The sequence below is a fragment of the Sagittula sp. MA-2 genome, assembly GCF_030126985.1.
In the GTDB taxonomy this organism is placed as follows: Bacteria; Pseudomonadota; Alphaproteobacteria; order Rhodobacterales; family Rhodobacteraceae; genus Sagittula.
The window spans coordinates 2816155-2842365 of sequence record NZ_CP126145.1 but is presented as its reverse complement, the minus strand read 5'-3'; the positions used below and the strand labels follow the sequence as shown (position 1 = coordinate 2842365).

24 protein-coding genes are annotated in these 26211 nt (G+C 66.7%); 16 read left to right on the top strand and 8 right to left on the bottom strand.

What is annotated here, in order from left to right; genetic code table 11:
• Positions 1-92 precede the first annotated feature (92 nt).
• The 4 genes from QNI11_RS13815 to acs all read right to left on the bottom strand — a co-directional run bounded on the left by QNI11_RS13815 (position 93) and on the right by acs (position 4950).
• Positions 93-1874 (bottom strand): sodium:solute symporter family protein, encoded by a 1782-nt coding sequence (locus QNI11_RS13815; protein ID WP_100930019.1) that lies wholly within the window; start codon positions 1872-1874, stop codon positions 93-95.
• A 5-nt stretch (positions 1875-1879) separates the two neighbouring features.
• Positions 1880-2164 carry a DUF4212 domain-containing protein gene (locus tag QNI11_RS13810; RefSeq protein WP_100930020.1) on the bottom strand — a complete coding sequence of 95 codons (285 nt, stop codon included), beginning with the start codon at positions 2162-2164 and terminating at the stop codon, positions 1880-1882.
• A 125-nt stretch (positions 2165-2289) separates the two neighbouring features.
• Complete coding sequence (locus QNI11_RS13805) at positions 2290-2976, bottom strand: adenylate kinase (RefSeq protein WP_283980565.1); 687 nt, start codon at positions 2974-2976, stop codon at positions 2290-2292.
• Positions 2977-2979: 3 nt separating this feature from the next.
• A complete protein-coding gene (acs, locus tag QNI11_RS13800) occupies positions 2980-4950 on the bottom strand; it encodes an acetate--CoA ligase (protein ID WP_100930022.1) in 1971 nt (656 codons plus the stop codon).
• 442 nt (positions 4951-5392) lie between these two features.
• Here acs and QNI11_RS13795 point away from each other — a divergent pair, with 442 nt between their 5' ends.
• The 3 genes from QNI11_RS13795 (at position 5393) to QNI11_RS13785 (ending at position 8586) form a co-directional block, all read left to right on the top strand.
• Entirely contained in the window at positions 5393-6409 is a 1017-nt protein-coding gene (locus QNI11_RS13795; protein ID WP_100930023.1) for a C4-dicarboxylate TRAP transporter substrate-binding protein, read from the top strand.
• A 79-nt stretch (positions 6410-6488) separates the two neighbouring features.
• Entirely contained in the window at positions 6489-7121 is a 633-nt protein-coding gene (locus QNI11_RS13790; RefSeq protein ID WP_283980564.1) for a TRAP transporter small permease subunit, read from the top strand.
• A gap of 64 nt (positions 7122-7185) precedes the next feature.
• A complete protein-coding gene (locus QNI11_RS13785) occupies positions 7186-8586 on the top strand; it encodes a TRAP transporter large permease (protein ID WP_100931022.1) in 1401 nt (466 codons plus the stop codon).
• A 149-nt stretch (positions 8587-8735) separates the two neighbouring features.
• Here QNI11_RS13785 and QNI11_RS13780 read toward each other — a convergent pair whose 3' ends face one another.
• Positions 8736-9692 carry a putative zinc-binding metallopeptidase gene (locus tag QNI11_RS13780; RefSeq protein WP_283980563.1) on the bottom strand — a complete coding sequence of 319 codons (957 nt, stop codon included), beginning with the start codon at positions 9690-9692 and terminating at the stop codon, positions 8736-8738.
• A gap of 171 nt (positions 9693-9863) precedes the next feature.
• Between QNI11_RS13780 and QNI11_RS13775 the strand changes: the two genes are divergently transcribed.
• The 3 genes from QNI11_RS13775 to arsJ all read left to right on the top strand — a co-directional run bounded on the left by QNI11_RS13775 (position 9864) and on the right by arsJ (position 13146).
• Entirely contained in the window at positions 9864-10712 is an 849-nt protein-coding gene (locus QNI11_RS13775) for a metalloregulator ArsR/SmtB family transcription factor (RefSeq protein WP_283980562.1), read from the top strand.
• Positions 10709-11707: an ArsJ-associated glyceraldehyde-3-phosphate dehydrogenase gene (locus QNI11_RS13770; protein WP_283980561.1), complete on the top strand. Its 999-nt coding sequence runs from the start codon at positions 10709-10711 to the stop codon at positions 11705-11707. The genes QNI11_RS13775 and QNI11_RS13770 overlap by 4 nt, the downstream gene beginning before the upstream one ends.
• Positions 11708-11889: 182 nt before the next feature.
• Positions 11890-13146, top strand: coding sequence for an organoarsenical effux MFS transporter ArsJ (gene arsJ / locus QNI11_RS13765; RefSeq protein WP_283980560.1), 1257 nt, complete (start codon positions 11890-11892; stop codon positions 13144-13146).
• A 207-nt stretch (positions 13147-13353) separates the two neighbouring features.
• Here the strand turns inward: arsJ and QNI11_RS13760 are convergent, their stop codons facing one another.
• Positions 13354-13842 (bottom strand): MarR family winged helix-turn-helix transcriptional regulator, encoded by a 489-nt coding sequence (locus QNI11_RS13760; RefSeq protein ID WP_100930029.1) that lies wholly within the window; start codon positions 13840-13842, stop codon positions 13354-13356.
• A gap of 107 nt (positions 13843-13949) precedes the next feature.
• Between QNI11_RS13760 and hmgA the strand changes: the two genes are divergently transcribed.
• The 9 genes from hmgA to QNI11_RS13715 all read left to right on the top strand — a co-directional run bounded on the left by hmgA (position 13950) and on the right by QNI11_RS13715 (position 23135).
• On the top strand, positions 13950-15305 hold the full coding sequence (gene hmgA / locus QNI11_RS13755) for a homogentisate 1,2-dioxygenase (RefSeq protein WP_283980559.1): 1356 nt from the start codon (positions 13950-13952) through the stop codon (positions 15303-15305).
• A gap of 94 nt (positions 15306-15399) precedes the next feature.
• Entirely contained in the window at positions 15400-16659 is a 1260-nt protein-coding gene (fahA, locus tag QNI11_RS13750) for a fumarylacetoacetase (protein ID WP_100930031.1), read from the top strand.
• A 6-nt stretch (positions 16660-16665) separates the two neighbouring features.
• Positions 16666-17022, top strand: a complete 357-nt coding sequence (locus QNI11_RS13745; RefSeq protein ID WP_283980558.1) for a glyoxalase — start codon at positions 16666-16668, stop codon at positions 17020-17022.
• 3 nt (positions 17023-17025) lie between these two features.
• Positions 17026-17976 carry an MBL fold metallo-hydrolase gene (locus QNI11_RS13740; RefSeq protein ID WP_283980557.1) on the top strand — a complete coding sequence of 317 codons (951 nt, stop codon included), beginning with the start codon at positions 17026-17028 and terminating at the stop codon, positions 17974-17976.
• A gap of 211 nt (positions 17977-18187) precedes the next feature.
• Complete coding sequence (locus QNI11_RS13735; protein ID WP_283980556.1) at positions 18188-18781, top strand: DinB family protein; 594 nt, start codon at positions 18188-18190, stop codon at positions 18779-18781.
• Positions 18778-20400, top strand: coding sequence for an FAD-dependent oxidoreductase (locus QNI11_RS13730; RefSeq protein WP_283980555.1), 1623 nt, complete (start codon positions 18778-18780; stop codon positions 20398-20400). The genes QNI11_RS13735 and QNI11_RS13730 overlap by 4 nt, the downstream gene beginning before the upstream one ends.
• A 5-nt stretch (positions 20401-20405) precedes the next feature.
• On the top strand, positions 20406-20594 hold the full coding sequence (locus QNI11_RS13725; RefSeq protein WP_100930036.1) for a DUF2783 domain-containing protein: 189 nt from the start codon (positions 20406-20408) through the stop codon (positions 20592-20594).
• A gap of 379 nt (positions 20595-20973) precedes the next feature.
• Positions 20974-21393, top strand: a complete 420-nt coding sequence (locus tag QNI11_RS13720; RefSeq protein ID WP_100930037.1) for a universal stress protein — start codon at positions 20974-20976, stop codon at positions 21391-21393.
• Between the two features lie 92 nt (positions 21394-21485).
• Positions 21486-23135 (top strand): BCCT family transporter, encoded by a 1650-nt coding sequence (locus tag QNI11_RS13715; RefSeq protein WP_283980554.1) that lies wholly within the window; start codon positions 21486-21488, stop codon positions 23133-23135.
• 66 nt (positions 23136-23201) lie between these two features.
• Here QNI11_RS13715 and QNI11_RS13710 read toward each other — a convergent pair whose 3' ends face one another.
• Both QNI11_RS13710 and QNI11_RS13705 read right to left on the bottom strand, forming a co-directional pair.
• Positions 23202-23924: an SDR family NAD(P)-dependent oxidoreductase gene (locus QNI11_RS13710; protein ID WP_283980553.1), complete on the bottom strand. Its 723-nt coding sequence runs from the start codon at positions 23922-23924 to the stop codon at positions 23202-23204.
• A 54-nt stretch (positions 23925-23978) separates the two neighbouring features.
• Entirely contained in the window at positions 23979-24677 is a 699-nt protein-coding gene (locus QNI11_RS13705; RefSeq protein ID WP_100930040.1) for a GntR family transcriptional regulator, read from the bottom strand.
• 104 nt (positions 24678-24781) lie between these two features.
• Between QNI11_RS13705 and uxaC the strand changes: the two genes are divergently transcribed.
• Entirely contained in the window at positions 24782-26188 is a 1407-nt protein-coding gene (gene uxaC, locus QNI11_RS13700; protein ID WP_283980552.1) for a glucuronate isomerase, read from the top strand.
• Positions 26189-26211: the final 23 nt, after the last annotated feature.

The following is a 26211-nucleotide window of genomic DNA, read 5'->3' as shown; positions in this document are numbered from 1 at the left end:
CTGCGTGGTCAGCAAGGCGGGGCAGGGCGGTCGAAAAAGGCCGGACCCGCGGGGGCGGATCCGGCCGTTGCCTGTCGGTCTGGTCGCTGGCCTCAGTGGCCGTCGACCGCGGTACCTGCACCGCGCGGGATGCGGACCGATTCAACCAGTTCCTCGATCTCGCGCGGGATCGGCTTGGTCATCGACGACACGGTGAAGGCCACCGCGAAGTTGATGAGCGCACCGACCGCACCGAAGGAGGTGGACTTGATCCCGATGAACAGCGGCGCCGCGTCGGTGTAGCTGTTGGTGTCGGGGATGAAGAACCAGCCCTTGTGCAGGAAGATGTAGACGAGGGTCACGATCAGGCCCGCCAGCATGCCGGCCACCGCGCCCTTGTTGTTCACCTTCGAGAAGATGCCCATCATCAGGACCGGGAAGATCGACGCCGCGGCGAGGCCGAAGGCAAGCGCCACCGTCTGTGCCGCGAAGCCCGGGGGGTTGAGACCCAGCCAGGTGGCGACGGCGATGGACACGGCCATGGCGACGCGGGCCGCCATCAGTTCGCCCTTCTCCGAGATGTTCGGGGTCAGCTGGCCCTTCATGAGGTCGTGGCTGACGGCCGAGGAGATGGCGAGCAGGAGACCGGCCGCGGTCGAGAGCGCGGCGGCGAGACCGCCGGCGGCGATGAGGCCGATGACCCAGCCGGGCAGGTTGGCGATTTCCGGGTTCGCAAGAACCAGGATGTCGTTGTTGAAGTTGGTCAGCTCGTTGCCGGTCCAGCCTTCTGCGGTGGCCCGTTCCTGCATGTCGGGCGACTTGTCGTTGTAGTACTGGATGCGGCCGTCGCCGTTCTTGTCTTCCCAGCCGAGCATGCCGGTCTGTTGCCAGGTGGCCATCCAGTCGTACTCGGGGTCGTTCTCGATCTGCTCGATGCTCACGGCCTGCGCCGCGGTGCCTTCGGGCCAGAACTGCTGGGTGATGTTCAGGCGGGCCATTGCGCCCACGGCCGGGGCCGTCAGGTACAGCAGCGCGATGAAGACCAGGGCCCAGCCCGCCGACCAGCGTGCGTCAGAGACCTTCGGCACGGTGAAGAACCGCATGATGACGTGCGGCAGACCGGCGGTGCCGATCATCAGCGACAGGGTGAAGAGCACCATGTTGAGCGTGTCGCCGTTGTGCGCCGTGTACTGGTTGAAGCCCAGGTCGGTCACGATCTGGTCCAGCGTCGTCAGCAGCGGCGTGCCGTCCGCGGTCGAGCCGAAGAGGCCGAGCGCCGGGATCGGGTTGCCGGTCAGCTGCAGCGAGATGAAGATCGCCGGGATGGTGTAGGCGAGGATCAGCACGACGTACTGCGCGACCTGCGTGTAGGTCACGCCCTTCATGCCGCCGAACACCGCGTAGGCGAACACGATCACCGCGCCGATCAGAAGGCCGGTGGTGGTGTCGACCTCGAGGAAGCGGCCGAAGGCCACGCCGACGCCGGTCATCTGGCCGATCACGTAGGTGATGGAGGCGATGATCAGGCAGAGCACCGCGACAAGGCGCGCGGTCGGCGAGTAGAAGCGGTCGCCGATGAACTCGGACACGGTGAACTTGCCGAACTTGCGCAGGTAGGGCGCGAGCAGCAGGGCAAGCAGCACGTAGCCGCCGGTCCAGCCCATCAGGAAGGCGGAGTTGTCGTAGCCGGTGAAGGCGATGAGGCCCGCCATCGACAGGAACGACGCCGCGGACATCCAGTCCGCCGCGGTGGCCATGCCGTTGGTGACCGGGTGAACGCCGCGGCCTGCGGCGTAGAATTCCGATGTGGAGCCCGCACGGGCCCAGATCGCGATGCCGATGTAGAGCGCGAAGGACGCGCCCACGAACAGCAGGTTGATGGTAAACTGATCCATGGCTCTTATTCCTCGTCCACGCCGAATTCTTTATCGAGCTTGTTCATCCGCCAGGCGTAGAAGAAGATCAGCGCCAGGAAGACCAGGATCGACCCCTGCTGGGCAAACCAAAAGCCCAGGTCGGTGCCGCCCACGGCAATGCCGGACAGCAGCGGGCGCAGCAGGATGCCGAAACCGAAGCTGCACAGCGCCCAGATGACGAGGCAGATGATGATGAGGCGCAGGTTGGCTTGCCAGTAGCTCTTGCCAGCCTCAGCCTGCGCGGCCGAATTTGTGGTATGGTCCGCCATGTTGCGGGTCCTCCTTCCCAGTTGTCCTCGCCCGCGGGGCCTGACGGCCCCTTGGACGCTCCTCTCTTCTTGCGCGGGTCTGCGCGTCCCCGCGGCCGCCCGGGCCGCAGGGCTGGCCGTGGCTGTCAGGCCGTGGCCGTCTTCACGATCGCGGTCATCTTGCGCGCGATGTCGTCGATTTCGCCCATGGCATCGATGCCGATCAGCGCGCCCTGGGCCTTGTAGTAGGCAATGAGCGGCGCGGTCTGGGCGTGGTAGGCGTCCAGACGGCTGGCTACCGTCTCGGCGTTGTCGTCGGCGCGGCGTTTGAACTCCGTCCCGCCGCACTTGTCGCAGGTGCCCTTGGCCTTCGGCTGCTTGAAGCTGTCGTGGTAGCCCTCGCCGCAGGTGCCGCAGGTGTAGCGGCCGGAGATGCGGGTCACCATCGCGGCGTCGTCGACCTCGAGGCTGACGGCGGCGTCGATCTTCTGGCCGGTCTCCTCAAGCAGCCGGTCGAGCGCCTCCGCCTGCACCGCGGTGCGCGGGAAGCCGTCGAGGATGACGCCCTTCGCGCAGTCGGGCTGGGCCATGCGGTCGCGCAGAATGGCGATGACGATCTCGTCCGAGACAAGCTCGCCCGCTTCCATCACCGACCTGGCGCGCTGGCCGGCCTCGGTGCCCGCGGCGACCGCTGCGCGCAGGAGGTCGCCGGTGCTGAGCTGGACGAAGCCGAACTGCTCTTCGAGCATCCGGGCCTGCGTGCCCTTGCCGGCCCCCGGGGGGCCGAGCAGGATCAGAACGGGGGAGGTGTTCGGGGTCTGTGCGCCGTCCATCGGTCAGGCCCCCCTGTTCATTCTGTTTTCGATGAGGTCGTCGACGACGGCTGGTTCTGCGAGTGTGGATGTGTCGCCGAGTGCGCCGTAGTCGTTTTCGGCGATCTTGCGCAGGATGCGGCGCATGATCTTGCCGGAGCGGGTCTTGGGCAGGCCGGGGGCCCACTGGATGAGGTCGGGGGAGGCGATCGGTCCGATTTCCTGGCGGACCCAGGTGCGCAGCTCCTTGCGGAGCTCGTCCGAGGGTTCGACGCCGTTCATCAGGGTCACGTAGCAGTAGATGCCCTGGCCCTTGATCTCGTGCGGGTAGCCGACGACCGCGGCCTCGGCGACCTTCTCATGCGCCACGAGGGCCGATTCGACCTCTGCCGTGCCCATGCGGTGGCCCGAGACGTTGATCACGTCGTCGACCCGGCCGGTGATCCAGTAGTCGCCGTCGGCGTCCCGGCGGCAGCCGTCGCCGGAGAAGTAATAGCCCTTGTAGTCCGAGAAGTAGGTCTTCTCGAACCGCTCGTGATCGCCCCAGACGGTGCGCATCTGGCCGGGCCAGCTGTCCTTGATGGCCAGCACACCCTCCGTCGGGACGGCGTCGATCTCTGCCCCGGACTGCGGGTCCAGCACCACGGGCTGCACGCCGAAGAACGGGCGCATCGCCGCGCCGGGTTTCGTGGCATGCGCGCCCGGCAGCGGGGTCATCATGTGCCCGCCGGTTTCGGTCTGCCACCATGTGTCGACGATCGGGCAGCGCCCCTGGCCGATGACGTCGTTGTACCAGTTCCACGCCTCCGGGTTGATCGGTTCGCCCACCGTGCCCAGAAGCCGCAGCGAGGATAGATCGCATTTCGTTGCGAATTCGTTACCCTGGCCCATCAGCGCGCGGATCGCGGTCGGCGCGGTGTAGAACTGGTTTACCTTGTGTTTTTCGCAAACCTGCCAGAAGCGGCTGGCGTCGGGGTAGGTCGGCACGCCCTCGAACATCAGCGTGGTCGCGCCGTTCGCCAAAGGCCCGTAAACGATGTAGGAATGCCCGGTGACCCAGCCCACGTCGGCGGTGCACCAGTAGACGTCGCCATCGTGGTAATCGAAGGTGACCTCGTGGGTGAGGGCGGCGTAAACCAGATATCCACCTGTCGAGTGTACGACACCTTTCGGCTGACCCGTCGAACCGGAGGTGTACAGGATGAACAGCGGGTCTTCGGCATTCATTTCAACGGGTTGGGAGTAGTCGGAGACTTCCAGCGCCATCTCGTTGTAGTCGAAATCGCGGCCCTCGACCCAGGTGGTCTGGCCGCCGGTGCGCTTGACCACGAGGCACTTGACGCTGTCCTTGCAGTGCAGAAGCGCCTTGTCGGCATTGGTCTTCAGCGGGGTCTTGCGGCCGCCGCGCGGCGCCTCGTCGGCGGTGATTACCACCTTTGCGTCGCAGCCGTTGATGCGGGCGGCCAGCGCGTCCGGAGAGAACCCGGCGAAGACGATGGAGTGGATCGCGCCGATGCGGGCGCAGGCGAGCATGGCGTAGGCGGCCTCGGGGATCATCGGCAGGTAGATGACCACGCGGTCACCCTTGCGGACACCCAGCGATTCCAGCACGTTGGCCATCCGGCAGACGCGGCGGTGCAGGTCGTTGTAGGAGATCGACTGCGCCTGTTCGTTCGGGTCGTCGGGCTCGAAGATGATGGCGGTCTGGTTGCCGCGGGTCTCGAGATGGCGGTCGACGCAGTTGGCCGCGACGTTCAGCGTGCCGTCCCGGAACCACTCGATCGAGACCTGGCCCAGGGTGAAGTCGACGTTGCGGATCTCGGTCGGCCGCTTCATCCACTCCAGGCGCTCTGCCTGCTCCGCCCAGAACGCATCCGGATCGGAAACGGAGGCCGCATACATCGCCTCGTACTTCGACGCATCCACATGCGCGCGCGACACCACCTCGGACGACGGCGGATACGTGGCGGCGGATGGTTGAGCGTGGTCGTTCATGGATGTCCTCCCCTCCAAAAGAAGCATTTCAGACACGGCATTCCGTTGGGTCACCGCGAATGAAGGCACAATACCGCGAACCGAAAATTTTTCCATAACATCAGTTTAAATAAAGATTTTTGTGTAAAGCCTGTAGAAAATGGCATGACAATCTGTAAATAATTTTGCCGTCAGGGCGCTAACACCCCTGATTTATCTGGATGAGCCCTCATTCGCGGCAGGCGGGTGTTGCGGGCGGCGATACCCGGCATGGCCGTGCGCGGGCCCAGGGGGCGGGTGTGACAAAACGATGCGGTATGCGGCTGTATACCGCTAACGGGCGTCAGGGGCGATTCTCTCCCGATGGGACTTTCGCGGCAGCTAGAGGGTTGCGCCCTGTCCCTGTTTCACTAGGCTCGGGGTCAGAGCGGACCAAACCGCCATCACATAAGGGGAGGATGACATGTCCAACATGATGACGAAGATCTGCGTCTCGGCGCTGGCGCTGAGCATTGCCAGCGAGGCTGCGGCGACCGAATGGAACGTCTCGGTCTGGGGCAAACGGCGCGCGTTCACCGAGCACATCCACAAGCTGGCCGAGCTGGTCGAGGAGAAGACCGGCGGCGAATTCACCATGAACATCAGCTACGGCGGCCTGTCGAAGAACACCGAGAATCTCGACGGGATCAGCATCGGCGCCTTCGAGATGGCGCAGTTCTGCGCGGGCTACCACCCGGACAAGAACCGCGCGATCACCGTGCTGGAGCTGCCGTTCCTCGGTGTGTCGAACCTCGACGAGGAGGTGGCGGTCAGCCACGCGGTCTATGACCACCCCGCGGTCGCGGAGGAAATGGCGCAGTGGAACGCGAAGATGCTGATGACCTCGCCGATGCCGCAGTACAACCTCGTCGGCACCGGAGAACCGCGCGACGAGGTGGCGGAATTCGACGGCATGCGTGTGCGCGCGACCGGCGGCCTGGGCAAGGCGTTCACGGCGGTGGGCGGCGTTCCGACCTCCGTGACCTCGTCGGAGGCGTACCAGGCGATGGAATCCGGCGTTGTCGACACGGTGGCCTTTGCCCAGCACGCGCACCTGAGTTTCGGCACGATCAACCAGGCGGACTGGTGGACGGCCAACCTGAACCCGGGCACCGTCAACTGCCCGGTGGTGGTCAACATCGACGCCTACGAGTCGCTGAGCGATGCGGAGCGCGAGGCGCTCGACAGCTCCGTCGAGGAGGCGATCGCCTATTACCTCGAGAACTACGGCGAGCTGCTGAAGCAGTGGGACGCGGTTCTGGAAGAGAAGGGCGTCGAGAAGGTGATGATCTCTGACGAGGAACTGGCGAAGTTCCGCGAGGTCGGCGGTGCACCGATCCGCGACGCCTGGATCGAGGAGATGTCCGCGCAGGGCCTTCCGGCGCAGGAACTCTATGATCTCGTCGGCACGGCCCTCGAAGAGGCGCGCGCCAGCAACTGACGTTTCGGGTCCGGGCGCAGGGGTGCCCGGACCCTTTTCCGTTTCCTGAAACAGCACCCCGTTTCCCGAGGGAGGGCGCATGGCCGGCAGTGCATCGGTCCTTGAAGACGGCAGTCTCCTGTCCCGGCTCGACCGGGCCTTGCTGAAGCTCGAATGGGGCATGGCCTTTATCTCGGGCCTCGGCGCCTTTTCCCTGATGCTGCTGGCGGTCTGGTCCGTCGGCGGGCGCAACCTGTTCAACGAACCGCTCCGCGGCTACGTCGACTGGATCCAGGCGGCGATGCCGGTGATCGCGATCTTCGGCATCTCCTACGTGCAGCGGCAGGGCGGGCACATCCGGATGGACATCCTCGTCGGCGCGCTTGGCGGGCGGGCGCTGTGGCTGGCGGAGTTCCTGACGACGCTGCTCGTGCTGGTCCTGATGGTGCTGCTGGTCTGGGGGACATGGGCGCATTTCGACCGCTCCTTCGACATGACGAAGCCGAACTGGAGCCGGGATTCCTCCATCGACATCGGGCTGCCGATCTGGCCGGCCAAGCTGGTGGTGCCGGTGGCCTTCTCGGTCATCAGCCTGCGGTTGCTGCTGCAGCTCTGGGGCTTCGGGCGGGCCTTCGTCCTGGGGATCGGGCGGCCGGTGGCGGTGCCGCTGGTCCAGACCGCCGCGGAACAGGCGCGGGCAGAGGCCGACCACATGCAGGGGCACGACGCATGACGGGCCGCACGCGCCGCCCTGACGGGCGCCTTCCAACGATCCGAGGGGCCTTGAACGCATGGAAATGACCTCAATCGAAATCGGGCTGTGGGTGACCGGCGGAATGCTGGTGCTGGTCGTCCTGGGCATGCGCGTGGCTTTTGCCGCGGCCATGGCCGGGCTTGTCGGGCTGATCTGGATCTTCTGGTCGAAGAAGGGCTACGACCCGGAGGAATTCGGCTGGGCGCTGGGGGTGGCGGTAAAGACCGCGGGGCAGGTGCCGCACGGCAAGGTGGCCAGCCAGGCGCTGAGCCTGATCCCGACCTTCATCCTGATCGGCTACCTCGCTTACTACGCGGGGCTGACCCGCGCGCTCTTCGAGGCGGCGAAACGCTGGATCGCCTGGGTGCCGGGCGGGCTGGCCGTCTCCACCGTCTTCGCGACGGCGGGCTTTGCGGCGGTGTCGGGGGCCTCGGTCGCGACGGCGGCGGTCTTTGCCCGCATCGCCATCCCCGAGATGCTGAAGATCGGCTACGACAAGCGCTTTGCGGCGGGTGTCGTGGCGGCGGGCGGCACGCTGGCCTCGCTGATCCCGCCCTCGGCGATCCTCGTGATCTACGCCATCATCGTCGAGCAGGACGTGGGCAAGCTGCTGCTGGCGGGCTTCATCCCCGGTGTCTTCTCGGCGATCATCTACGGGCTGCTGATCGTCGGCATGGCGCTGGTGATCAAGGGCTTCGGGCCGCCGGTGGGTGGCTTCACATGGCGCCAGCGCTTCGCCAGCCTGCCGCCGGCGCTGCCCATCGTGGCGGTGGTCGTGATCATCATCTTCTTCGTCTACAACCCCTTCGGCGGCGACGCCTGGGGCACGCCGACCGAGGGCGGCGCCATCGGGGCCTTCATCGTCTTCCTCATGGCGGTCTGGCGTGGCATGCGCCTGCCCGAGCTGATGGACGCGCTGGTCGAGACGGCGAAACTGTCGATCATGATCTTCACGATCATCTGGGGTGTGCTGATCTACGTGCGGTTCCTGGGCTTCGCCGATCTGCCCTCGGCCTTCGCCGACTGGATCTCGTCGCTGCAGTACCCGCCGCTCCTGATCCTGGTGTGCATCCTTCTGGCCTATGCGGTGCTGGGCATGTTCATGGACGCCATCGGCATGCTGCTCCTGACCCTGCCGGTGGTCTACCCGGCGGTCATGGCGCTGAACGGCGGGGAAACCGTCTCTGCCGCCGACAGCGCCTTTGGCATGAACGGCACGATGTGCGCGATCTGGTTCGGCATCCTAGTGGTCAAGATGGCGGAGTTCTGCCTGATCACGCCGCCCATCGGGCTGAACTGCTTCGTGGTGGCGGGCGTGCGGCCGGAGCTTTCCGTGCAGGACGTGTTCCGCGGGGTGACGCCCTTCTTCGTGGCCGACGCCATCACCATCGCCCTGCTGGTGACCTTCCCGTGGATCGTGCTCTGGCTGCCATCGCTGGCCTGAGTGCCCGGACCGCACCGCAAGGCACCGGCCCCCACCTTCATCTTGGCAAAAATACCTTTTCAAAGCCTGTCGCCCGTGCTGCCGGCAAGGCAGGGGCGGCAGGCCCGGATCCGGTAACTCCATGCGCGCGAAACGCGCGCGCCGGCGCCTCAGGTCAGCCGCACCGCGCCGTGGGCAAAGGCCAGCTTGTCGCGCACCTCGGGCGTCAGCACGAAGGGGTAGAGGTCCGGCAGGTCCAGCGCCCGGTTCACGTGGTTCATGGCGATGGTCAGGTCCACGGCGAGCGTCAGCAGCACCTCCGTATCCGTTTCGAGATAGGCGTCATACCCCTGCGGCGGCCCGCTCGGCAGGGACAGGCCGGTCGAGGCAGCGCTGTCCAGAAGGTCGGTGAGGTGCAGGAGATGCGCGATGGTCTCGGCCCAGTCCTCGTGCGGATGGGCGGTGGCGTAGGCGGTGATATGCGTGCCGTCGGGCGACTTGGGATTGGCATAATGCTCTTTCAGCGCTGCGCCGTAGTCCGCCCGTTCGTCGCCGAACCGCGCGCGGAAACTGTCGGGGAAGGCCGGATCTTCGGACAGCCGCAGGAACAGGAAATGCGCGATCTCGTGGCGCATGTGGCCGATCATCGTGCGGTAGAGCTCGCCGAAGCGTTCCTGACGGTCGGCCAGCACGGCATCGGAGGCCTCCGTCACGTTGATGGTGATCTCACCGTCCGCATGGCCCATGATGACATCCGCCTCGCCGGTGGCGGTCTGTTCGGACAGCATCTTGAAGACCGGCCGCGCGCCGGTGTCCTGCGGCGTGAACCAGCCCCAGCGCACGAGGTTGGCGATCACCCAGCGCTTGGCGTGTTCGCTGCGCTCCCAGAGCGGCAGGTTGTCGGGTTCGCGCAGGTCGGGCACCGTCTCGGTCATGGCGCAGGCGCGGCAGAGCGGGCCGTCCTCCGCCTTCCAGTTGCAGGCGATCTCTTCGCGGTTCGCGCAGAACGCCGCGTCGGCCAGCATGGTCTGCGTGTCCGGGTCGAAGGTGACGGTCTGGCCACAGCCGCAGGCGGTGTTGTGGAAGAAGACGTCGGCCCCGCAGTTGGGGCAATGGAAAACGCGCATCGCGGACTCTCTGATTGCTTGGCGCCGCTCAACGCGCGGTTCCGACCCCGGTTCCATAGGCGGTGCACATCGTTCGGGCCAGAGGTTTCGGTTTCGGCGTTTTGCCGATGGAACGGCGAAACAGGCACGAAGGCCCTTGCCGAGCGCTACTAATTCCAATATTCCGGAAATATGGAATCAGCCGATCACATCCACCTCGCGCAACTCACCGCGCTCGCCCATCCGAAGCGGCTGTCGCTGTTTCGGCTGCTGATGCGGCGTTACCCGGACCGGGTGCCGGCGGGCGACCTGGCAGAGGCGCTCGGGATGCCGCCGTCGTCCTTGTCGGCGGCCCTGGCGCAGCTTCGGCAGGCGGGGCTCGTGACGCAGGATCGGCAGGGCACATCGCTCCTTTATGCCGCGGACACCGGCGGATCGGGGCGGCTGGTGAATTTCCTCGTCGCCGACTGCTGCCGTGGCCGCGGCGACATCTGTTTCAACCTGTCGGGGGAGGACCCGCTCATGACGGACCATACGACGCGCAAGTGGAACGTGCTGTTCATATGCACCGGGAACTCCGCCCGGTCGATCTTTGCCGAGACGCTGCTGCGCGAGATGGCAGGCGACCGGTTCGAGGTCTTCTCGGCCGGGACCCGCCCGCAGTCGGAGCTGAACCCCCACGCGGTGGCGCTGCTGGCGGCGAAGGGGCATGACATCTCGCCGCTGCGTTCCAAGCATGTCTCGGAGTTCCAGGGCGAGGGCGCGCCGAAGATGGATTTCGTGTTCACGGTCTGCGACACGGCCGCGAACGAGGAATGTCCGCCGTGGCCCGGTCAGCCGATGTCCGGTCACTGGGGGCAGCCCGACCCGGTGAAGGCCACGGGCACGGAGGCGGAGCGCAGGCTGGCCTTCCAGCAGGTCTACGGCGCGCTGAAGAACCGGATCGCCGCCTTCGCCGCCCTGCCGATGGGCACGCTGGACCGGGTCGCGCTGCAGGCGCGGATCGACGACATCGGACGCACCATGGAAAAGACGACATGACCGTATACGCGCTCAACGGCCTCGGCCGGATGGGAAAACTGGTGTTGAAGCCGCTGCTGGAGGCGGGTGCGCAGATCGCCTGGATCAACGACGCCGTGGGCGACCCGGCGATGCACGCGCACCTGCTGGAGTTCGACACCGTGCACGGGCGCTGGGATGCCCGTTTCTCTTCCGACGCAGACAACATCACCGTCGACGGGGTGCGCCTGCCGGTCCATGCGGCGAAGACGCTGGAGGACCTGCCGCTCGACGGCGTGGACGTGGTCATCGACTGCACCGGATATTTCAAGACCGAGGCCCGGATCGCCCCCTATTTCGAGCGCGGGGTGAAGAAGGTCGTGGTCTCCGCCCCGGTGAAGGACGGCAACGCCGCCAACATCGTCATGGGCGTGAACGACGCGACCTACGATCCGCAGGTGCACCGCATTGTCACGGCGGCCTCCTGCACGACCAACTGCCTCGCCCCGGTGGTGAAGGTGATCCACGAGGGGCTGGGCATCCGCCACGGCTCCATGACCACCATCCACGACGTGACCAACACCCAGACCATCGTGGACCGCCCGGCCAAGGACCTGCGCCGCGCGCGCTCGGCTCTGAACTCGCTTATCCCCACCTCCACCGGCTCGGCCACCGCGATCACGCTCATCTACCCGGAACTGAAGGGCCGCCTGAACGGCCATGCGGTGCGCGTGCCGCTGCTCAACGCCTCGCTGACGGACTGTGTGTTCGAGGTGGAGCGCGCCACCACGGTCGAGGAGGTCAACGCCCTCTTCAAGGCCGCCGCGGAGGGGCCGCTGAAGGGCATCCTCGGTTACGAGGAGCGTCCGCTGGTGAGCTGCGACTACGTGAACGACGCGCGGTCCTCCATCGTGGATGCGCCGTCGACCATGGTGGTGAACGGCACGCACGTGAAGATCTACGCGTGGTACGATAACGAATGGGGCTACGCGCACCGGCTGGTGGATGTGGCGATGATGGTGGGCGCAAGCCTGTGATCGCGCGCTTGCCCGTCTGAAAGGATCCTCATGCCCGCTCTCCTTCCCCTTGCCATGCCTGTCGCGCGACAGATGGCCCGCGATACCGGTGGCGCCCGTCTGCGGTGCCACGCCATGCGCCGTGCCGTCGCAGTCGTTGCCCTCCACATCAGATACGCGGACCCAGCGGCGGACCCGAGGCCATGAGCACAGCCACCGCAGCGCCGCAGGGCCTTGCCGCCTATATCGCCGTCACGGCGGCCTATTGGGCCTTCATGCTGACCGATGGCGCGCTCAGGATGCTGGTGCTCCTGCACTTCCACACGCTGGGCTTCAGCGCGGTGCAACTGGCCTACCTGTTCCTGCTCTACGAGGTGGCGGGCATCGTGACGAACCTCTCGGCCGGCTGGATCGCCGCGCGCTTCGGCCTGACCTCGACGCTCTACGCGGGGCTCGGCCTGCAGGTCGTGGCCCTTGTGGCGCTGGCGCAGCTCGATCCCGCATGGGGTCTCGCCGCCTCGGTCGCCTACGTGATGGCGGTGCAGGGCCTCTCGGGGGTGGCGAAGGACCTGTCCAAGATGTCGGCGAAATCGGCGGTCAAGGTGCTGGCACCCAAGGGGCAGGGCGGCCTCTTCCGCTGGGTCGCGGTGCTGACCGGCTCGAAGAACGCGGTCAAGGGGCTGGGCTTCCTGCTGGGGGCGGCGCTTCTGGCTCTGGCGGGTTTCAAGGCGTCGGTCTGGGGGATGGCGGCGGTGCTGGCCCTGATCCTCGCCGCCGTGGCGCTGAGGATGCCGTCGGGCCTGCCCGCGGGCAGGAAGGGCGCGAAGTTCCGCGAGGTCTTCTCGAAGGACCGCAACGTGAACCGGCTCTCGGCGGCGCGGGTCTTCCTGTTCGGTGCGCGCGACGTGTGGTTCGTGGTGGGCATCCCGGTCTACTTCTACGCGGTCCTGTCGGACGGGACGGAGGCCGGCAACCGCGCCGCCTTCTTCACCATCGGCAGCTTCATGGCGGTCTGGACCATCCTCTACGGCGCGGTGCAGGCCTGGGCGCCGAAGGCCCTGCGCGCGGCCTCCCGTCCTGAGGCCGAGATCGTCACGGCAGCCCGGGGCTGGGCGCTGGCGCTGGTGCCCGTGCCGCTGTCCCTGGCGCTCCTCGTGGCGCTCGCCGGGGCGCCCGCGCCCTGGCTGACGGCAACCCTGGTCGCGGGCCTCTTGGTGTTCGGAGCCATCTTCGCCGTCAATTCCGCGCTGCACAGCTACCTGATCCTCGCCTTCTCGAAGGGGGAGCGGGTGACCATGGACGTGGGCTTCTACTACATGGCAAACGCCGCCGGACGCCTCCTCGGCACGCTCCTGTCGGGGCTCAGCTACCAGTGGGGCGGCCTGCCTGCCTGCCTCGGCACGGCGGCGGTCATGGTGGCGCTCAGCGCGTTCGGCGCGTCAAAACTCAGGGCGCCCTGAGCGGGCAGCGGCCGCCGCCGGCCGGCTTCGCGCGAAACCCGGATGCCGCAGGTCAAGGCCATCCCTTCATCTTGGCCCAAATACCTCGGGGGTCCGGGGGCAGAGCCCCCGCGCGAAGCGTCTATGCAGGCAAGGCGCGCAAGACAGGTGCTGCGCCCATACAAGACGCGCCCCTGCGCGAGCAGAGCGAGCGCCGGTCGGATCGCGTCAGCGATCCGAAACCTCGTTCAGCAGCGCCTCCAGCCCCGCCTCGAGCCCAGCGAAGGCCTCCGCCAGCCGGGCCTCGATCTCCTGCTGGTAGGCCAGCGCCAGCGGCAGCAGTTCGGCCATCATCGCGCGGCCCTTGTCGGTCAGGGCCAGTCGGACCAGCCTCCGGTCGCTGGCGTCCTGCGCCTTCTCGATCAGGCCGGAGGTTTCCAGCCGGGTCGCCGCGCGGCTGACCTTGGACTTCTCCATCGCCACGCGCGCCTCGATGTCGCGGACAGACACGGTTTCGGCCCCGTCGAGCGGCTGGGCGAGGTGGACCAGCACCCGCCATTCCGGGATCGAGATGCCGAAGCGGGTCCGGTACTGGCGGGCCAGTTCCTCCGACGTGCGCTCTGCCGCCACCGCCAGCCGGTAGGGGGTGAAGCGTGCGAGGTCGAAATCGGGCAGGGCTGCGGCCTGCGGCGCACCGGGGTTGGGTCTGTCTTTCATCGGCCTCTCCCGCAAAGGTGGGTCTTCCCCACAACAATAGGGTTGACTTCATTGCAAATGCAACGATTATGTCGCCAATCGCTACATGGTCACCGGGGAGGAGAGTCATGACACGTTTCGAACTGCCCAAGGGGATGGTCCGCGCGCTGCAGGGCGTCGGCACGCACGAAGGCTACATGCCGGGCTTCGGCAACGATTTCGAGACGGAGGCGCTGCCCGACGCGCTGCCGCAGGGCATGAACAGCCCGCAGAAGTGCAACTACGGCCTTTATGGCGAGCAACTCTCGGGCACTGCCTTCACCGCGAACCCGCCGGAGCGGACCTGGACCTACCGCATCCGGCCCTCGGTCAAGCATTCCACCCGCTACACGAAGATTGACCTGCCGTACTGGAAGAGCGCGCCGAACGTGGTGGAGGATGTCACCAGCCTCGGCCAGTACCGCTGGGACCCGGTGCCCTACAGCCAGGAGGGCTACACCTGGCTCACCGGCATGCGGACGATGACGACGGCGGGCGACGTGAACACCCAGGTCGGCATGGCGGCCCACATCTACCTCGTGACCGAGTCGATGGTGGACGCGTATTTCTACAGCGCGGACAGCGAATTGCTGGTCGTCCCGCAGGAGGGGCGTCTGCGCTTCTGCACGGAGCTCGGCATCATTGACATCGCGCCGCAGGAGATCGCGATCCTTCCGCGCGGGCTCGTCTACCGTGTCGAGGTGCTCGAAGGACCGTGCCGCGGGTTCGTCTGCGAGAACTACGGCCAGAAGTTCGAGCTGCCCGGGCGCGGCCCGATCGGCGCCAACTGCCTTGCCAACCCGCGCGACTTCAAGGCGCCGGTGGCGGCCTTCGAGGACCGCGAGGTGCCCTCGACCCTGACGATCAAGTGGTGCGGCCAGTTCCACGAGACGCGGATCGCGCAGTCGCCGCTGGACGTGGTGGCGTGGCACGGCAACTACGCGCCCTACAAGTACGATCTCAGCACCTACTGCCCGGTCGGTGCGATCCTCTTCGACCATCCGGACCCGTCGATCTTCACCGTCCTGACGGCGCCGTCCGGCGTGCCGGGCACGGCCAACATCGACTTCGTCCTGTTCCGCGAACGCTGGATGGTGGCCGAGAACACCTTCCGCCCGCCGTGGTATCACAAGAACATCATGTCCGAGCTGATGGGCAACATCTACGGCCAGTACGACGCCAAGCCGCAGGGCTTCGTCCCCGGCGGCATGAGCCTCCACAACATGATGCTGCCGCACGGCCCGGACCGGAACGCCTTCGAGGGCGCGTCGAACGCCGAGCTGAAGGCGGAGAAGCTGGACAACACCATGTCCTTCATGTTCGAGACCCGTTTCCCGCAGCACCTCACCGCCTTCGCCGGGCAGGAGGCGCCGCTGCAGGACGATTACATCGACTGCTGGGAAAGCCTCGAGAAGAAGTTCGACGGCACGCCCGGGAAGAAATAGGTGAGGGTGGGGGCGCTGCCCCCGCCGCGCCTTCGCGGCGCGGCACCCCCGGATCACGTCCGGTCCAAGGCAACACCAAGCGAATGGAGACGGCATGCCGTTGAAGCGAAGCTGGGTCGAGGCGGCGAACGCCCCCGACTGCGAATTTCCCCTGAACAACCTGCCGTACGGCAGCTTCCGCTCGGACGAGGGGGAGCCGCACTGCGGGGTCGGGATCGGCGACATGATCCTCGACGTCACCCGGATGGAGCAGGACGGCCTCGTCCAGATGGAGGATGAGGAAGAGATCTTCTTCTACGGCGACTGGACGGAGTTCATGACACTGGGCCCCGCTGCATGGGCGGCGTTCCGGGCGCGCATCACCGACCTGCTGGCAGAGGATGCACCGGATGCGGAGGCGCTTGTCGATTACATGGTTCCGATGGCCGGGACCGAGATGCTGATGCCCTTCACCGTCGCCGAATACACCGATTTCTACGCCGGCAAGCATCACGCCACCAATGTCGGCACGATGTTCCGCGGGCCGGAAAACGCGCTGCCGCCGAACTGGCTGTCGATTCCCATCGGCTACAACGGGCGGGCGTCCTCGGTCGTGGTGTCGGGGACCGACGTGCGCCGTCCCTGGGGACAGCTCAAGGCGCCGGATGCGGATCTGCCGGTCTTTGCGCCCTGCAAGCGCTTTGACATCGAGCTTGAGATGGGCGCCATCGTCGGCACCCCGTCCGACCGCCCGGTGACGGTGGCGGAGGCCGACGCGATGATCTTTGGCTACGTGCTGCTGAACGACTGGTCGGCGCGCGATATCCAGGCGTGGGAATACCAGCCGCTGGGTCCGTTCCAGGCCAAGGCCACGGCCACGTCGATCTCGCCGTGGATCGTCCCCAAGGCCGCGCTGGAGCCGTTCCGCTGTTCCACGCCGGAGCGGGAGCGCCCGCTGCTCGACTACCTGGAGGAGCCGGGGCCGATGCTTTACGACATCGCGCTGGAGGTGGGGCTTGCACCCGAGGGGAAGGCCGAGACAGTGATCGCCCGCACGAACTACAACGTGATGTACTATTCGTCCGCACAGCAGCTTGCGCATCACACCACCTCCGGCTGCCCGATGAACACCGGCGACCTCCTGGGTTCGGGGACGATCTCCGGGCCGGAGAAGGGCGCACGCGGGGCGCTGCTGGAACTGAGCTGGGGCGGCAAGGAGCCTGTCACGCTCGACACCGGCGAGACGCGCAGCTTCATCGAGGACGGCGACACGCTGACCCTGCGCGGTCATGCGCAAGGCGACGGATACCGCGTCGGATTTGGCGCCTGCACCGGCAAGGTGCTGCCCGCGCTCGACGATCCCTACGCGCGGTAAGTCGGCATGGCGGCGCTCGACCATATCCAGCTTGCCATGCCCGAGGGCGGGGAGGCGGAGGCGCGCGCCTTCTGGAGCGGGCTGATCGGACTGGCCGAGCTGGAGAAGCCCGAGGCGCTGAAGGCGCGGGGCGGGGTCTGGTTCGCGCTCGACGGGGCAGAGCTGCACCTGGGCGTGGAGCCCGGCTTCGCCCCGGCCCGCAAGGCACATCCCGGCCTGCGGGTGCCCGGTATCGACAGGCTGGCAACGGCGCTGTCCGAGGCGGGCCGCCCGGTGAAATGGGACGACAACATCGCGGGACGCCGGAGGTTCTTTACCGAGGACCCCTTCGGCAACCGCCTGGAATTTCTGGAAGAGGACTGAGACATGGCCAAGGCATTCGCCTCCGCAGGCGACATGGCGGAAAAGAAGACGAGCTTCACGCAGGTGGGCGAGGGGCTTTATGCCTTCACCGCCGAGGGCGACCCCAACACCGGCGTGATCATCGGCGACGACAGCGTGATGATCGTCGAGGCGCAGGCGACGCCGCGCCTCGCACGGAAGGTGATCGAGCACGTCCGCGAGGTCACCGACAAGCCGATCAGCCACCTCGTTCTGACGCATTACCACGCGGTGCGCGTGCTGGGCGCCTCGGCCTATGGCGCGCGGGAGATCATCATGTCCGACACCGCGCGCGCCATGGTGGCGGAGCGCGGGCAGGAGGACTGGGACAGCGAGTTCGACCGTTTCCCGCGCCTGTTCCAGGGGCACGAGGAAATTCCTGGGCTCACCTGGCCGACCACGACGTTTTCCGAGGCGATGACCGTCTACCTCGGCAACCGTCGCGTCGACATCATGCACCTGGGCCGCGCGCATACCGCGGGGGACGCGGTGATCTGGGTGCCGGATCAGGAGGTCATGTTCACCGGCGACATCGTGGAATACCACTCCGCCTGCTACTGCGGCGACGGGCATTACGGCGACTGGGAAGACACGCTGATGAACATCGCCGCCTACGAGCCCAAGGCGATTGCGCCGGGCCGTGGCGATGCGCTGGTCGGCGAGGAGATGGTGGCGACCGCCATCGAGAACACCGCCGACTTCGTCCGCTCGACCTACAAGCCGGTGCAGAAGGTGGTGGGCCGGGGCGGCTCGCTGAAAGAGGCATGGGACGCGGTGCGCGAAGCCTGCGATCCGAAGTTCTCGGACTATGCGATCTACGAGCACTGTCTGCCGTTCAACGTGGCGCGCGCCTACGACGAGGCCCGCGGCATCGACACGCCGCGCGTCTGGACTGCCGCTCGCGACAAGGAAATGTGGAACGCCCTTCAGGGGTGAGCGCCGATCCGGCGCAGCCGGTGGACTGTCCGGTGGACGGTCCATTGCGCGAACGGGCAAAGCCCCGGCAAGGCGGCGGTCCGGCGCAGCCGGGCAGAGCATTGGCGGGGTGCGGGTAACGGTGCGGGCGGTCTTGTAAGCAGTCCCGGTGCGGGTTGCGGTCCTTCGGAGCGCAGCGCCCGGGCCGGAACGGTCAGGGAGAGGGCGTGGCATGTCGGATGCGGGCGTGAACCTATCGGCAGAGAACCCGTGGCGCGTGATGGCGCTGAACAACGCATGGGCCAACGAGGTGCTGCTGGGGGCCATATCGGGACTTTCGTACGAGGCGTTCGCCGCGCCGCGCCCCGGCTTCTTTCCCTCGCTCAAGGCCACGCTGAACCACATCCTGCTGGTCGACCTGTTCTACCTCGACGCGATGCAGGAGGGCGGGCTGGGCTACAGCCTGCGCGACCGTCCCGAGGTGTCCTCGGTTCCCGCGCTGGCACAGGAACAGGCGGCGGCGGACCTGCGGCTGATCGGGTTCTGCGAGGGGCTGACCGGCGACGATCTCGGGCGCACCATCACCATGGAGCGCCCGGGCGGCCCGGTGCAGGAGACCATCGCCGCGCTGCTGCTGCACCTGTTCCAGCATCAGGTGCACCACCGGGGGCAGGCGCACACGATGATACTGGCGGCGGGAATCGCGCCGCCGCAGCTTGACGATTTCCACCTTGATTATGGCCGTGTGCCTTCGGCGCAGGCGTGGTGGGACAGGGCTTGGGGGACAGGCGCGGCTGAAGCCCGCCAAGGGGAGGAGAGACGATGATACATGACCGCTACCAGCTTGCGTTCAGGCTGTATCCCTATGAACGGTCAGCCGATCAGGACGCCGACGCGCCGGTGCGCCATCCGGTGGTCATCATGGGCGGCGGTCCCATCGGGGTGGCCACGGCGCTCGACCTCGGGCTTCAGGGCATCCCGGTGGTGGTGCTGGACGACCACGAGGGGATCGGGCAGGGGTCGCGCGCCATCTGCTTTGCCAAACGCTGCCTCGAGATCGCGGACCGCTACGGCTGCGCGCAGCCGATGCTCGACAAGGGCGTGGTCTGGAACCTCGGCAAGGTGTTCCACGAGGACCGCAAGGTGTTCGAGTTCAACCTCCTGCCGGAGGAAGGGCACCGCTTCCCCGCCTTCATCAACCTACAGCAGCCCTATTTCGAGAAGTTCCTTGTCGAACGCGTGCGCGAGGCGCAGGCGGCGGGCGCGCCCATCGAGCTGCGCGGCCGCAACCGCGTCGACAGCGTCGAGGTGAAGGAGGATCACACGGTGCTGCAGATCACCACGCCCGACGGTCGCTACACCATCGAGGCGGACTGGCTGATCGGCTGCGACGGCGCGGGCTCGCCCTTGCGGAGCATGATGGGTCTGGATTTCGAGGGGCGCGTCTTCGAAGACAGCTTCCTGATCGCCGATATCCGCATGCTGGGCGAGGCCTTCCCGACCGAACGCTGGTTCTGGTTCGAGCCGACGCATGGGGCGGGGGCCTCGACGCTTCTGCACAAACAGCCGGACGACGTGTGGCGGGTGGACTTCCAGATCGGCTGGGACGTGGACCGCAAGGAGGAGCTGAAGGAAGAGAACGTCCGCCGCAGGCTGGATGCCTTTCTGGGCGGCGTGGAGTACGAGATCGTCTGGACCTCGATCTACACCTTCCAGTGTCGACGGATGAAGCAGTTCCGCCACGGGCGGGTGCTGTTCGCCGGGGACTCGGCGCACCAGGTGTCGCCCTTCGGCGCGCGCGGTGCGAATTCCGGGATGCAGGACGCAGACAACCTCGGCTGGAAGCTGGGCATGGTGATCCGGGGCGAGGCACCGGACCGGCTGCTCGACAGCTACGACGAGGAGCGCCGCTTCGGGGCGGACGAGAACATCCTGAACTCGACCCGCGCGACGGATTTCATCACGCCGAAGACGAAGACCTCGCACCTGTTCCGCAATGCCGTGCTGTCGCTGGCGGAGCATCACGCCTTTGCCCGGCCGCTGGTCAACTCCGGGCGGCTGTCGGTGCCCTGCACCTATGACGGGCTGTCGCTGACCGGCGAGGACGGGCTGGCGGGCGGACCGCAGAGGACGCGCCCCGGCAGCCCCTGTCCCGATGCACCTATGGGCAACGGCTATCTGCTGAGCGCGTTGGGCGGGCGGTTCGTGCTGCTGACGCTGGATGCGGAGGCGCCCGGGACCGTGACCGAGGATGGCGTGGAGGTGGCGCGCGTTGCGCTTTCGGCGGCGGACGATCCCAGCGGCGCGCTGGCGGAGCGGTACATGGGCACGGCAGGGAGCGCGGTCTACCTGATCCGCCCGGACCAGCACGTGGTGGCGCGCTGGGACAGCTATGACGAGGCACGGGTGCGCGCGGCGCTGCGCCGCGCCTGCGGGAAGGAGTGAGGGCGATGCTGAACACCAGTCCGAATATCGAGGCGCCGGACGAGTTCTACGCCGAGCTGATCCAGATCCACGAGGGCCTGTCCGATGAGGAGAGCGCGGCGCTGAACGCGCGGCTGATCCTGCTGCTGGCGAACCACGTGGGAGACCGCGCGGTCCTGCGCGAGGCCCTGCAGGCGGCCCGCGCGGCGGGCTGATCCGCAGAGCGTGCTGCTGTCCGGCGTGGATTGACCGCGCCGGACATCCTGCCGGGGCCGTGACCGGAAACAACCGGCACAGGCCCCGAAAAGGGGATTTCGAACCCCGGCCGGCCCGGCCACCGGGGCAGATAATTCCCGTTCAAACCCCGTCAAGCACATAGTTTTCCCGGAGTTCGGTTGTCCGTGGGTGCCGATTGCGACATGATAGTGCCGCAAACAGATGCGGCCGCGTGTCGCAAACCGACCGGAAACGGCGCGCCTGTGCGCTTGCATGACGAAACAGGCGGCCAGACTGGCAGACACCCGGCACTTTACGCTGCGTCGGGTTCGCGCTTCGGCGCCAAGAAACAATCGGATCGACGAGAGGGGTGACGACATGTTCCGACACATCATGATTCCGGTGGACCTGGGGCACCTGGACAAGCTGCAAAAGGCGCTCGACGTCGCTGCGGCAGAGGCCAAGCACCACGGCTGCCCGGTGACCTACGTTTCGGTGACGGGCAACACCCCCGGGCCGCAGGGACACACGCCGGAAGAGTTCAAGAGCAAGCTCGCCGACTTTGCCGCGGCGCAGGCCGAGACGCACGGCATTTCGGCCCATGCGCATACCGTCGTCGCCCACGACCCGTCCGTCGACGTGGACGACAAGCTTCTGGCGGCGGTCGAAGAGATCGGCGCCGACCTCGTGATCATGGCGTCGCATCCGCCGAATGTGGCGGACTATTTCTGGCCGTCGCACGGCGGCAGCCTTGCCAGCCACGCCTCCGTCAGCGTGTTGCTGGTGCGCGACAACTGACCTCTGGCCGCCGGGCATGACTTGCAACCTGTCCGGACGGACTACCTGCCAGTACTACAAAAGCAACAGAAACGGACAAAGGGGAACGCGAGATGACAGAAAATTCAGTCGACCCGGAGACGGGCATACCGGTGCCGGAGGGCGCTGCAAATCTCATCGACACGGAATACACGATCGGCCAGGACAACATCCAGACGCAGGTCGGGCCGTTCGGCATGGACATCCACAACCCGGTCTTCCTGATCTCGGGTCTCAGCATCATGGCCTTCGTGTTCTACGCGCTGGCGCTGCCCGAGCAGGCGGGAGAGTTCTTTGGCTGGCTCCGTCCGGCGCTGACCTCGTCGTTTGACTGGTTCTTCCTGAGCGCGGCGAACATCTTCGTGCTGTTCTGCCTTGCGCTGATCGTGCTGCCGGTGGGCTCTGTCCGGCTGGGCGGTGCGGATGCGACGCCGGATTACACCTACCTCGGCTGGTTCGCGATGCTCTTTGCCGCCGGTATGGGCATCGGCCTGATGTTCTTCGGGGTGCTCGAGCCGGTCTATCACATGGCGATCTCGCAACCGCTGGGCACGCCGTCGCCCATCGCCGAGGACGGCAGCATCATCGCCGCCAACGTCGACGCGGCGCGCGAGATGGGCCTTGCCGCCACGATCTACCACTGGGGCCTTCACCCCTGGGCGATCTACGCGGTGGTGGCGCTGGCGCTTGCGCTGTTCAGCTACAACAAGGGCCTGCCGCTGACGATCCGCTCTGCCTTCTACCCGATTTTCGGCGAGAAGGTCTGGGGCTGGTGGGGTCACGTCATCGACACGCTGGCGGTCTTCGCGACGCTCTTCGGCCTTGCCACCTCGCTGGGTTTCGGTGCGCAGCAGGCCAACGCCGGTCTCGAGCACGTCTTCGGCATCCCGAACAACACCACGGTCCAGATCCTGCTCATCACCTTCATCACGGCCATCGCGCTGGTGTCGGTGCTGCGCGGTCTCGACGGCGGTGTGAAGCTACTGTCGGAGATCAACATGGGCATCGCCGCCGTGCTGCTGCTCTTCGTGTTCTTCGCAGCGGGCGCCATGGCGATCCTGACGGAGTTCGGCCAGGGCATGGTGGCTTACGCCAAGGACCTCATCCCGCTGTCGAACCCGTTCGGTCGTGAGGACGATGCCTACCGCCAGGGCTGGACCGCGTTCTACTGGGCGTGGTGGATCTCCTGGTCGCCGTTCGTGGGCATGTTCATCGCCCGCGTCAGCCGTGGCCGCACCGTGCGCGAATTCATCATCTGCGTGCTGCTGATCCCTTCACTGGTGTGCATCCTGTGGATGGCGACCTTCGGCGGCGCAGCCATCGAGCAGGTGCTGGCCGATCCGGTGAACTCGCCGGTGAAGGCGCAGGTGATCGACAGCTACAACCCGCCGATCTCGCTGTTCGCGATGCTCGAAGGGCTGCCGTTGTCGGGCCTGACCTCGGTCATCGCCATCGTGCTGGTGATCGTGTTCTTCGTGACCTCCTCTGACTCCGGGTCGCTCGTGATCGACACGATCACCGCGGGCGGCAAGGTCGACGCGCCGATCCCGCAGCGGGTATTCTGGTGCGTGTTCGAGGGCGCGGTGGCCATCGTGCTGCTGCTGGGCGGTGGCCTTGCGGCCTTGCAGGCCATGGTCATCTCGACCGGTCTTCCGTTCACGCTGGTGCTGCTCGCGATGTGCTGGGCGATCTACCAAGGTCTCAGGACCGAACGCCGGGCCTGAAGCGCCTGACATGATAGGAAAGGCGGGCTTTCGGGTCCGCCTTTTTTCGTTCTTGAAGGGTGGTCTTCAAAGGGCGGAGATGCCCCCGTCGAGCGTGATCGCCTGACCGTTCATGAAGCTGTTCTGCGGCGAGGTAATCCAGAGCGCGGCATCGGCCATCTCCTGCGCGGTGCCGAACCGGCCAAGGGCGTTGAGCGGCGTTTCGAACCGCGTCTTCTCCGTCCCCATGGCGTCCAGCATCGGCGTATCGGTGAAGCTGGGGCAGAGCGCGTTGACCCGTATGCGCTGCTTGCGCAATTCGTGGGCGAGGGAGCGGGTCAGGCCTACCACGCCGTGTTTCGTCGCGGCATAGGCGGCAAGGCCGGGCGCGCCCGCCACACCGGCCAGCGAGGCCACGTTGAGGATGCGCCCGCCGTCGCGCATCGCCGGGATCTCTGCCTGAAGCGCGTTGAAGGTGCCGGTCAGGTTGACGGCAATCAGGCGGCTCCAGTCGTCCTGCGACAGCTTCGCCAGCGGTCCGAAGGGGCCGGAGATCCCTGCATTGTTGATCGCGATGTCCAAGGGACCGAACCGTTCCTGCGTCTCGGCGACCATCGCGCGGACGGACGCGGCGTCGGTCACATCGCAGGTCAGGGCAAGCATGTCATCGCCCGAGGGCAGCTTTGCGATGTCGAGGTCCGACAGGATCAGCCGTGCCCCGGCGCGCGCAAACGTATCGGTCATGGCGCGCCCGATACCGCCCGCCGCGCCGGTGATCAGGACGGTCTGTCCGGTCAGGTCGATGTGCATGTCGTGCTCCCCCTCTGGCTCAGGGGATCACGTTTGCGCGGTGCGGGGAAGAGGTCAGTCCACGGGTTCGAAATAGTCGCCATGTTCGGCGCGCACGCGTGCCAGCACGTGCCGGATGTCGGCCAGGTGGTTGCGCAGCTGCGCCTCGGCACTGGCGGTATCGCCGCGCGTCAGCGCGTCGACGATGCCCTGGTGTTCCGCGTGGACCTGGCGCTGGCGTTTGCCGGACAGGGTCAGGAAGCGCACGCGGTCCATGTGGGCCTTCTGTTCCTGTATCAACTCCCACGCGTGCGGATGCCCGGCGATCTCGCTGATCAGCAGGTGGAAGGCGTCGTCGAGCGCGTGGAAGACGGCGCGGTCCGATTCCTCCAGCGCCGCCTCCTGCCGGTCAAGGCTGGCGCGCAGGCGGGCTGCGGCCTCGGGTGTCATTTGCCGGGCCGCCTCGCGCAGGCATTCGCATTCGATGGCCGTGCGGATGAAGGCCGCGTTCAGCACGGCCTTGGGCGAAATCTTCGAGATCAGCGTGGCGCGCTGCGGGCGGATCAACAGGAACCCCAGCTTCGACAGGCGAAAGAAGGCATCGCGCACGGGCTGGCGGGACACGTCGAGCTGCTGGGCGATCTCGGCCTCCGACACCCGCGTGCCGGGCGGGAGCTGAAGGGAGATCACCGCCTCGTAAAGCGTGTCGAAGACCATGTCCGTGGCGGACTTCTGGGTCAGGGGGGCAAGGGGCGTAATGGTGATCTCTGACATCTGGTCTCCGCCGGATTGGTTTGCGCAGATTAGCGGGCGGGCCGCGTTGACACAATTGGACAACTAGCATATTAGCAGATCAAGTTGGAAATTTGGAGTGTAAGATGCCTCTGACCGATCCCGATCGCCTTTTTCCGGTAGAGCCGGGTTTGCGTGGGCTGGCACGGGATCTCTATGGCAGCGTCAGGGACATGCCGATCGTCAGCCCGCACGGGCATTGCGATCCGCGCTGGTTCGCCGAGAACGAGCGATTCCCGAACCCCGCAGAATTGTTCGTGATTCCCGACCATTACGTGTTCCGCATGCTGGTCTCGCAGGGGGTGGCGCTGAGCGGTCTGGGCGTGCCGCGCGTCGACGGCGGCGCGACGGAGGCCGATCCGCGCGCCATCTGGCGGCGGTTCGCAGAGAACTATCACCTGTTCCGGGGCACGCCGTCGTCGATGTGGCTCGATCACTCCTTCGAGCATGTCTTCGGCCTCGACGAGGTGCTGTCGGCGGCCAATGCCGATGCGATCTACGATTTCATCGATGCGAAGCTGGGGCAGGACGACTTCCGCCCGCGCGCGCTGTTCGAACGCTTCGGAATCGAGGTCCTGGCCACCACCGAGGGGGCGCTGGACGACCTGAAATGGCACCAGATGATCCGCGAGAGCGGGTGGGGCGGACGGGTTGTCACCACGTATCGCCCCGATGCCGTGGTCGATCCGGAGTTCGAGGGGTTCGCCGCCAACGTCGAGGCTTTCGGCGCCGTGACCGGCGAGAACACCGCGACCTGGGACGGTTACCTGAACGCGCACCGCATCCGGCGGCTGTTCTTCAAGACCTTCGGCGCCACCGCTTCGGACCACGGTCATGCCACCGCGCGGACAGAGAACCTGCCGAAGGCAGAGGCCTCGGCCCTGTTCCAGAAGGCGTTGAAGGGCGATTGCACCCCGGAAGAGGCCGACGCCTTCCGCGGCCAGATGCTGACCGAGATGGCGCGGATGTCGCTGGACGACAAGCTGACACTGCAGATCCACCCCGGCAGCCGCCGCAACCACTCGGCCGGCGTCTACGCGACGCACGGGCGCGACAAGGGGTTCGATATTCCCGGACGCACGGACTACGTCGGCGCGCTGAAGCCGCTGCTGGATGCCGTGGGAATGGAGCCGAAGCTGAAGGTCATCCTCTTCACGCTGGACGAAACCACCTACGGGCGCGAACTGGCGCCGCTGGCCGGGGCCTATCCCTGCCTGCGCCTCGGCCCGCCGTGGTGGTTCTTCGACAGCTACGAGGGCATCCGGAAGTTCCGCGAGGCCACGACCGAGACCTGCGGCTTCTACAACACCGCCGGGTTCAACGACGACACACGGGCGTTCTGTTCGATCCCCGCGCGCCACGACGTCGCGCGCCGGTCGGACTGCGCCTATCTCGCGGGGCTCGTCGGAACGGGCCGCCTGCGGGAGAGCGAGGCGTACGAGGTCGCGGCCGACCTCACGTACAATCTGGCGAAGGATGCCTACGGGCTCTGATGCCGTTTCATCCAGGGAGGAGA

What these genes read in the sequence shown, in the direction of transcription:
- QNI11_RS13815 (WP_100930019.1), bottom strand. Translation starts at nt 1,874, where the DNA reads ATGGATCAGTTTACCATCAACCTGCTGTTCGTGGGCGCGTCCTTCGCG.
- QNI11_RS13810 (WP_100930020.1), bottom strand. Translation starts at nt 2,164, where the DNA reads ATGGCGGACCATACCACAAATTCGGCCGCGCAGGCTGAGGCTGGCAAG.
- QNI11_RS13805 (WP_283980565.1), bottom strand. Translation starts at nt 2,976, where the DNA reads ATGGACGGCGCACAGACCCCGAACACCTCCCCCGTTCTGATCCTGCTC.
- acs (WP_100930022.1), bottom strand. Translation starts at nt 4,950, where the DNA reads ATGAACGACCACGCTCAACCATCCGCCGCCACGTATCCGCCGTCGTCC.
- QNI11_RS13795 (WP_100930023.1), top strand. Translation starts at nt 5,393, where the DNA reads ATGTCCAACATGATGACGAAGATCTGCGTCTCGGCGCTGGCGCTGAGC.
- QNI11_RS13790 (WP_283980564.1), top strand. Translation starts at nt 6,489, where the DNA reads ATGGCCGGCAGTGCATCGGTCCTTGAAGACGGCAGTCTCCTGTCCCGG.
- QNI11_RS13785 (WP_100931022.1), top strand. Translation starts at nt 7,186, where the DNA reads ATGACCTCAATCGAAATCGGGCTGTGGGTGACCGGCGGAATGCTGGTG.
- QNI11_RS13780 (WP_283980563.1), bottom strand. Translation starts at nt 9,692, where the DNA reads ATGCGCGTTTTCCATTGCCCCAACTGCGGGGCCGACGTCTTCTTCCAC.
- QNI11_RS13775 (WP_283980562.1), top strand. Translation starts at nt 9,864, where the DNA reads ATGGAATCAGCCGATCACATCCACCTCGCGCAACTCACCGCGCTCGCC.
- QNI11_RS13770 (WP_283980561.1), top strand. Translation starts at nt 10,709, where the DNA reads ATGACCGTATACGCGCTCAACGGCCTCGGCCGGATGGGAAAACTGGTG.
- arsJ (WP_283980560.1), top strand. Translation starts at nt 11,890, where the DNA reads ATGAGCACAGCCACCGCAGCGCCGCAGGGCCTTGCCGCCTATATCGCC.
- QNI11_RS13760 (WP_100930029.1), bottom strand. Translation starts at nt 13,842, where the DNA reads ATGAAAGACAGACCCAACCCCGGTGCGCCGCAGGCCGCAGCCCTGCCC.
- hmgA (WP_283980559.1), top strand. Translation starts at nt 13,950, where the DNA reads ATGACACGTTTCGAACTGCCCAAGGGGATGGTCCGCGCGCTGCAGGGC.
- fahA (WP_100930031.1), top strand. Translation starts at nt 15,400, where the DNA reads ATGCCGTTGAAGCGAAGCTGGGTCGAGGCGGCGAACGCCCCCGACTGC.
- QNI11_RS13745 (WP_283980558.1), top strand. Translation starts at nt 16,666, where the DNA reads ATGGCGGCGCTCGACCATATCCAGCTTGCCATGCCCGAGGGCGGGGAG.
- QNI11_RS13740 (WP_283980557.1), top strand. Translation starts at nt 17,026, where the DNA reads ATGGCCAAGGCATTCGCCTCCGCAGGCGACATGGCGGAAAAGAAGACG.
- QNI11_RS13735 (WP_283980556.1), top strand. Translation starts at nt 18,188, where the DNA reads ATGTCGGATGCGGGCGTGAACCTATCGGCAGAGAACCCGTGGCGCGTG.
- QNI11_RS13730 (WP_283980555.1), top strand. Translation starts at nt 18,778, where the DNA reads ATGATACATGACCGCTACCAGCTTGCGTTCAGGCTGTATCCCTATGAA.
- QNI11_RS13725 (WP_100930036.1), top strand. Translation starts at nt 20,406, where the DNA reads ATGCTGAACACCAGTCCGAATATCGAGGCGCCGGACGAGTTCTACGCC.
- QNI11_RS13720 (WP_100930037.1), top strand. Translation starts at nt 20,974, where the DNA reads ATGTTCCGACACATCATGATTCCGGTGGACCTGGGGCACCTGGACAAG.
- QNI11_RS13715 (WP_283980554.1), top strand. Translation starts at nt 21,486, where the DNA reads ATGACAGAAAATTCAGTCGACCCGGAGACGGGCATACCGGTGCCGGAG.
- QNI11_RS13710 (WP_283980553.1), bottom strand. Translation starts at nt 23,924, where the DNA reads ATGCACATCGACCTGACCGGACAGACCGTCCTGATCACCGGCGCGGCG.
- QNI11_RS13705 (WP_100930040.1), bottom strand. Translation starts at nt 24,677, where the DNA reads ATGTCAGAGATCACCATTACGCCCCTTGCCCCCCTGACCCAGAAGTCC.
- uxaC (WP_283980552.1), top strand. Translation starts at nt 24,782, where the DNA reads ATGCCTCTGACCGATCCCGATCGCCTTTTTCCGGTAGAGCCGGGTTTG.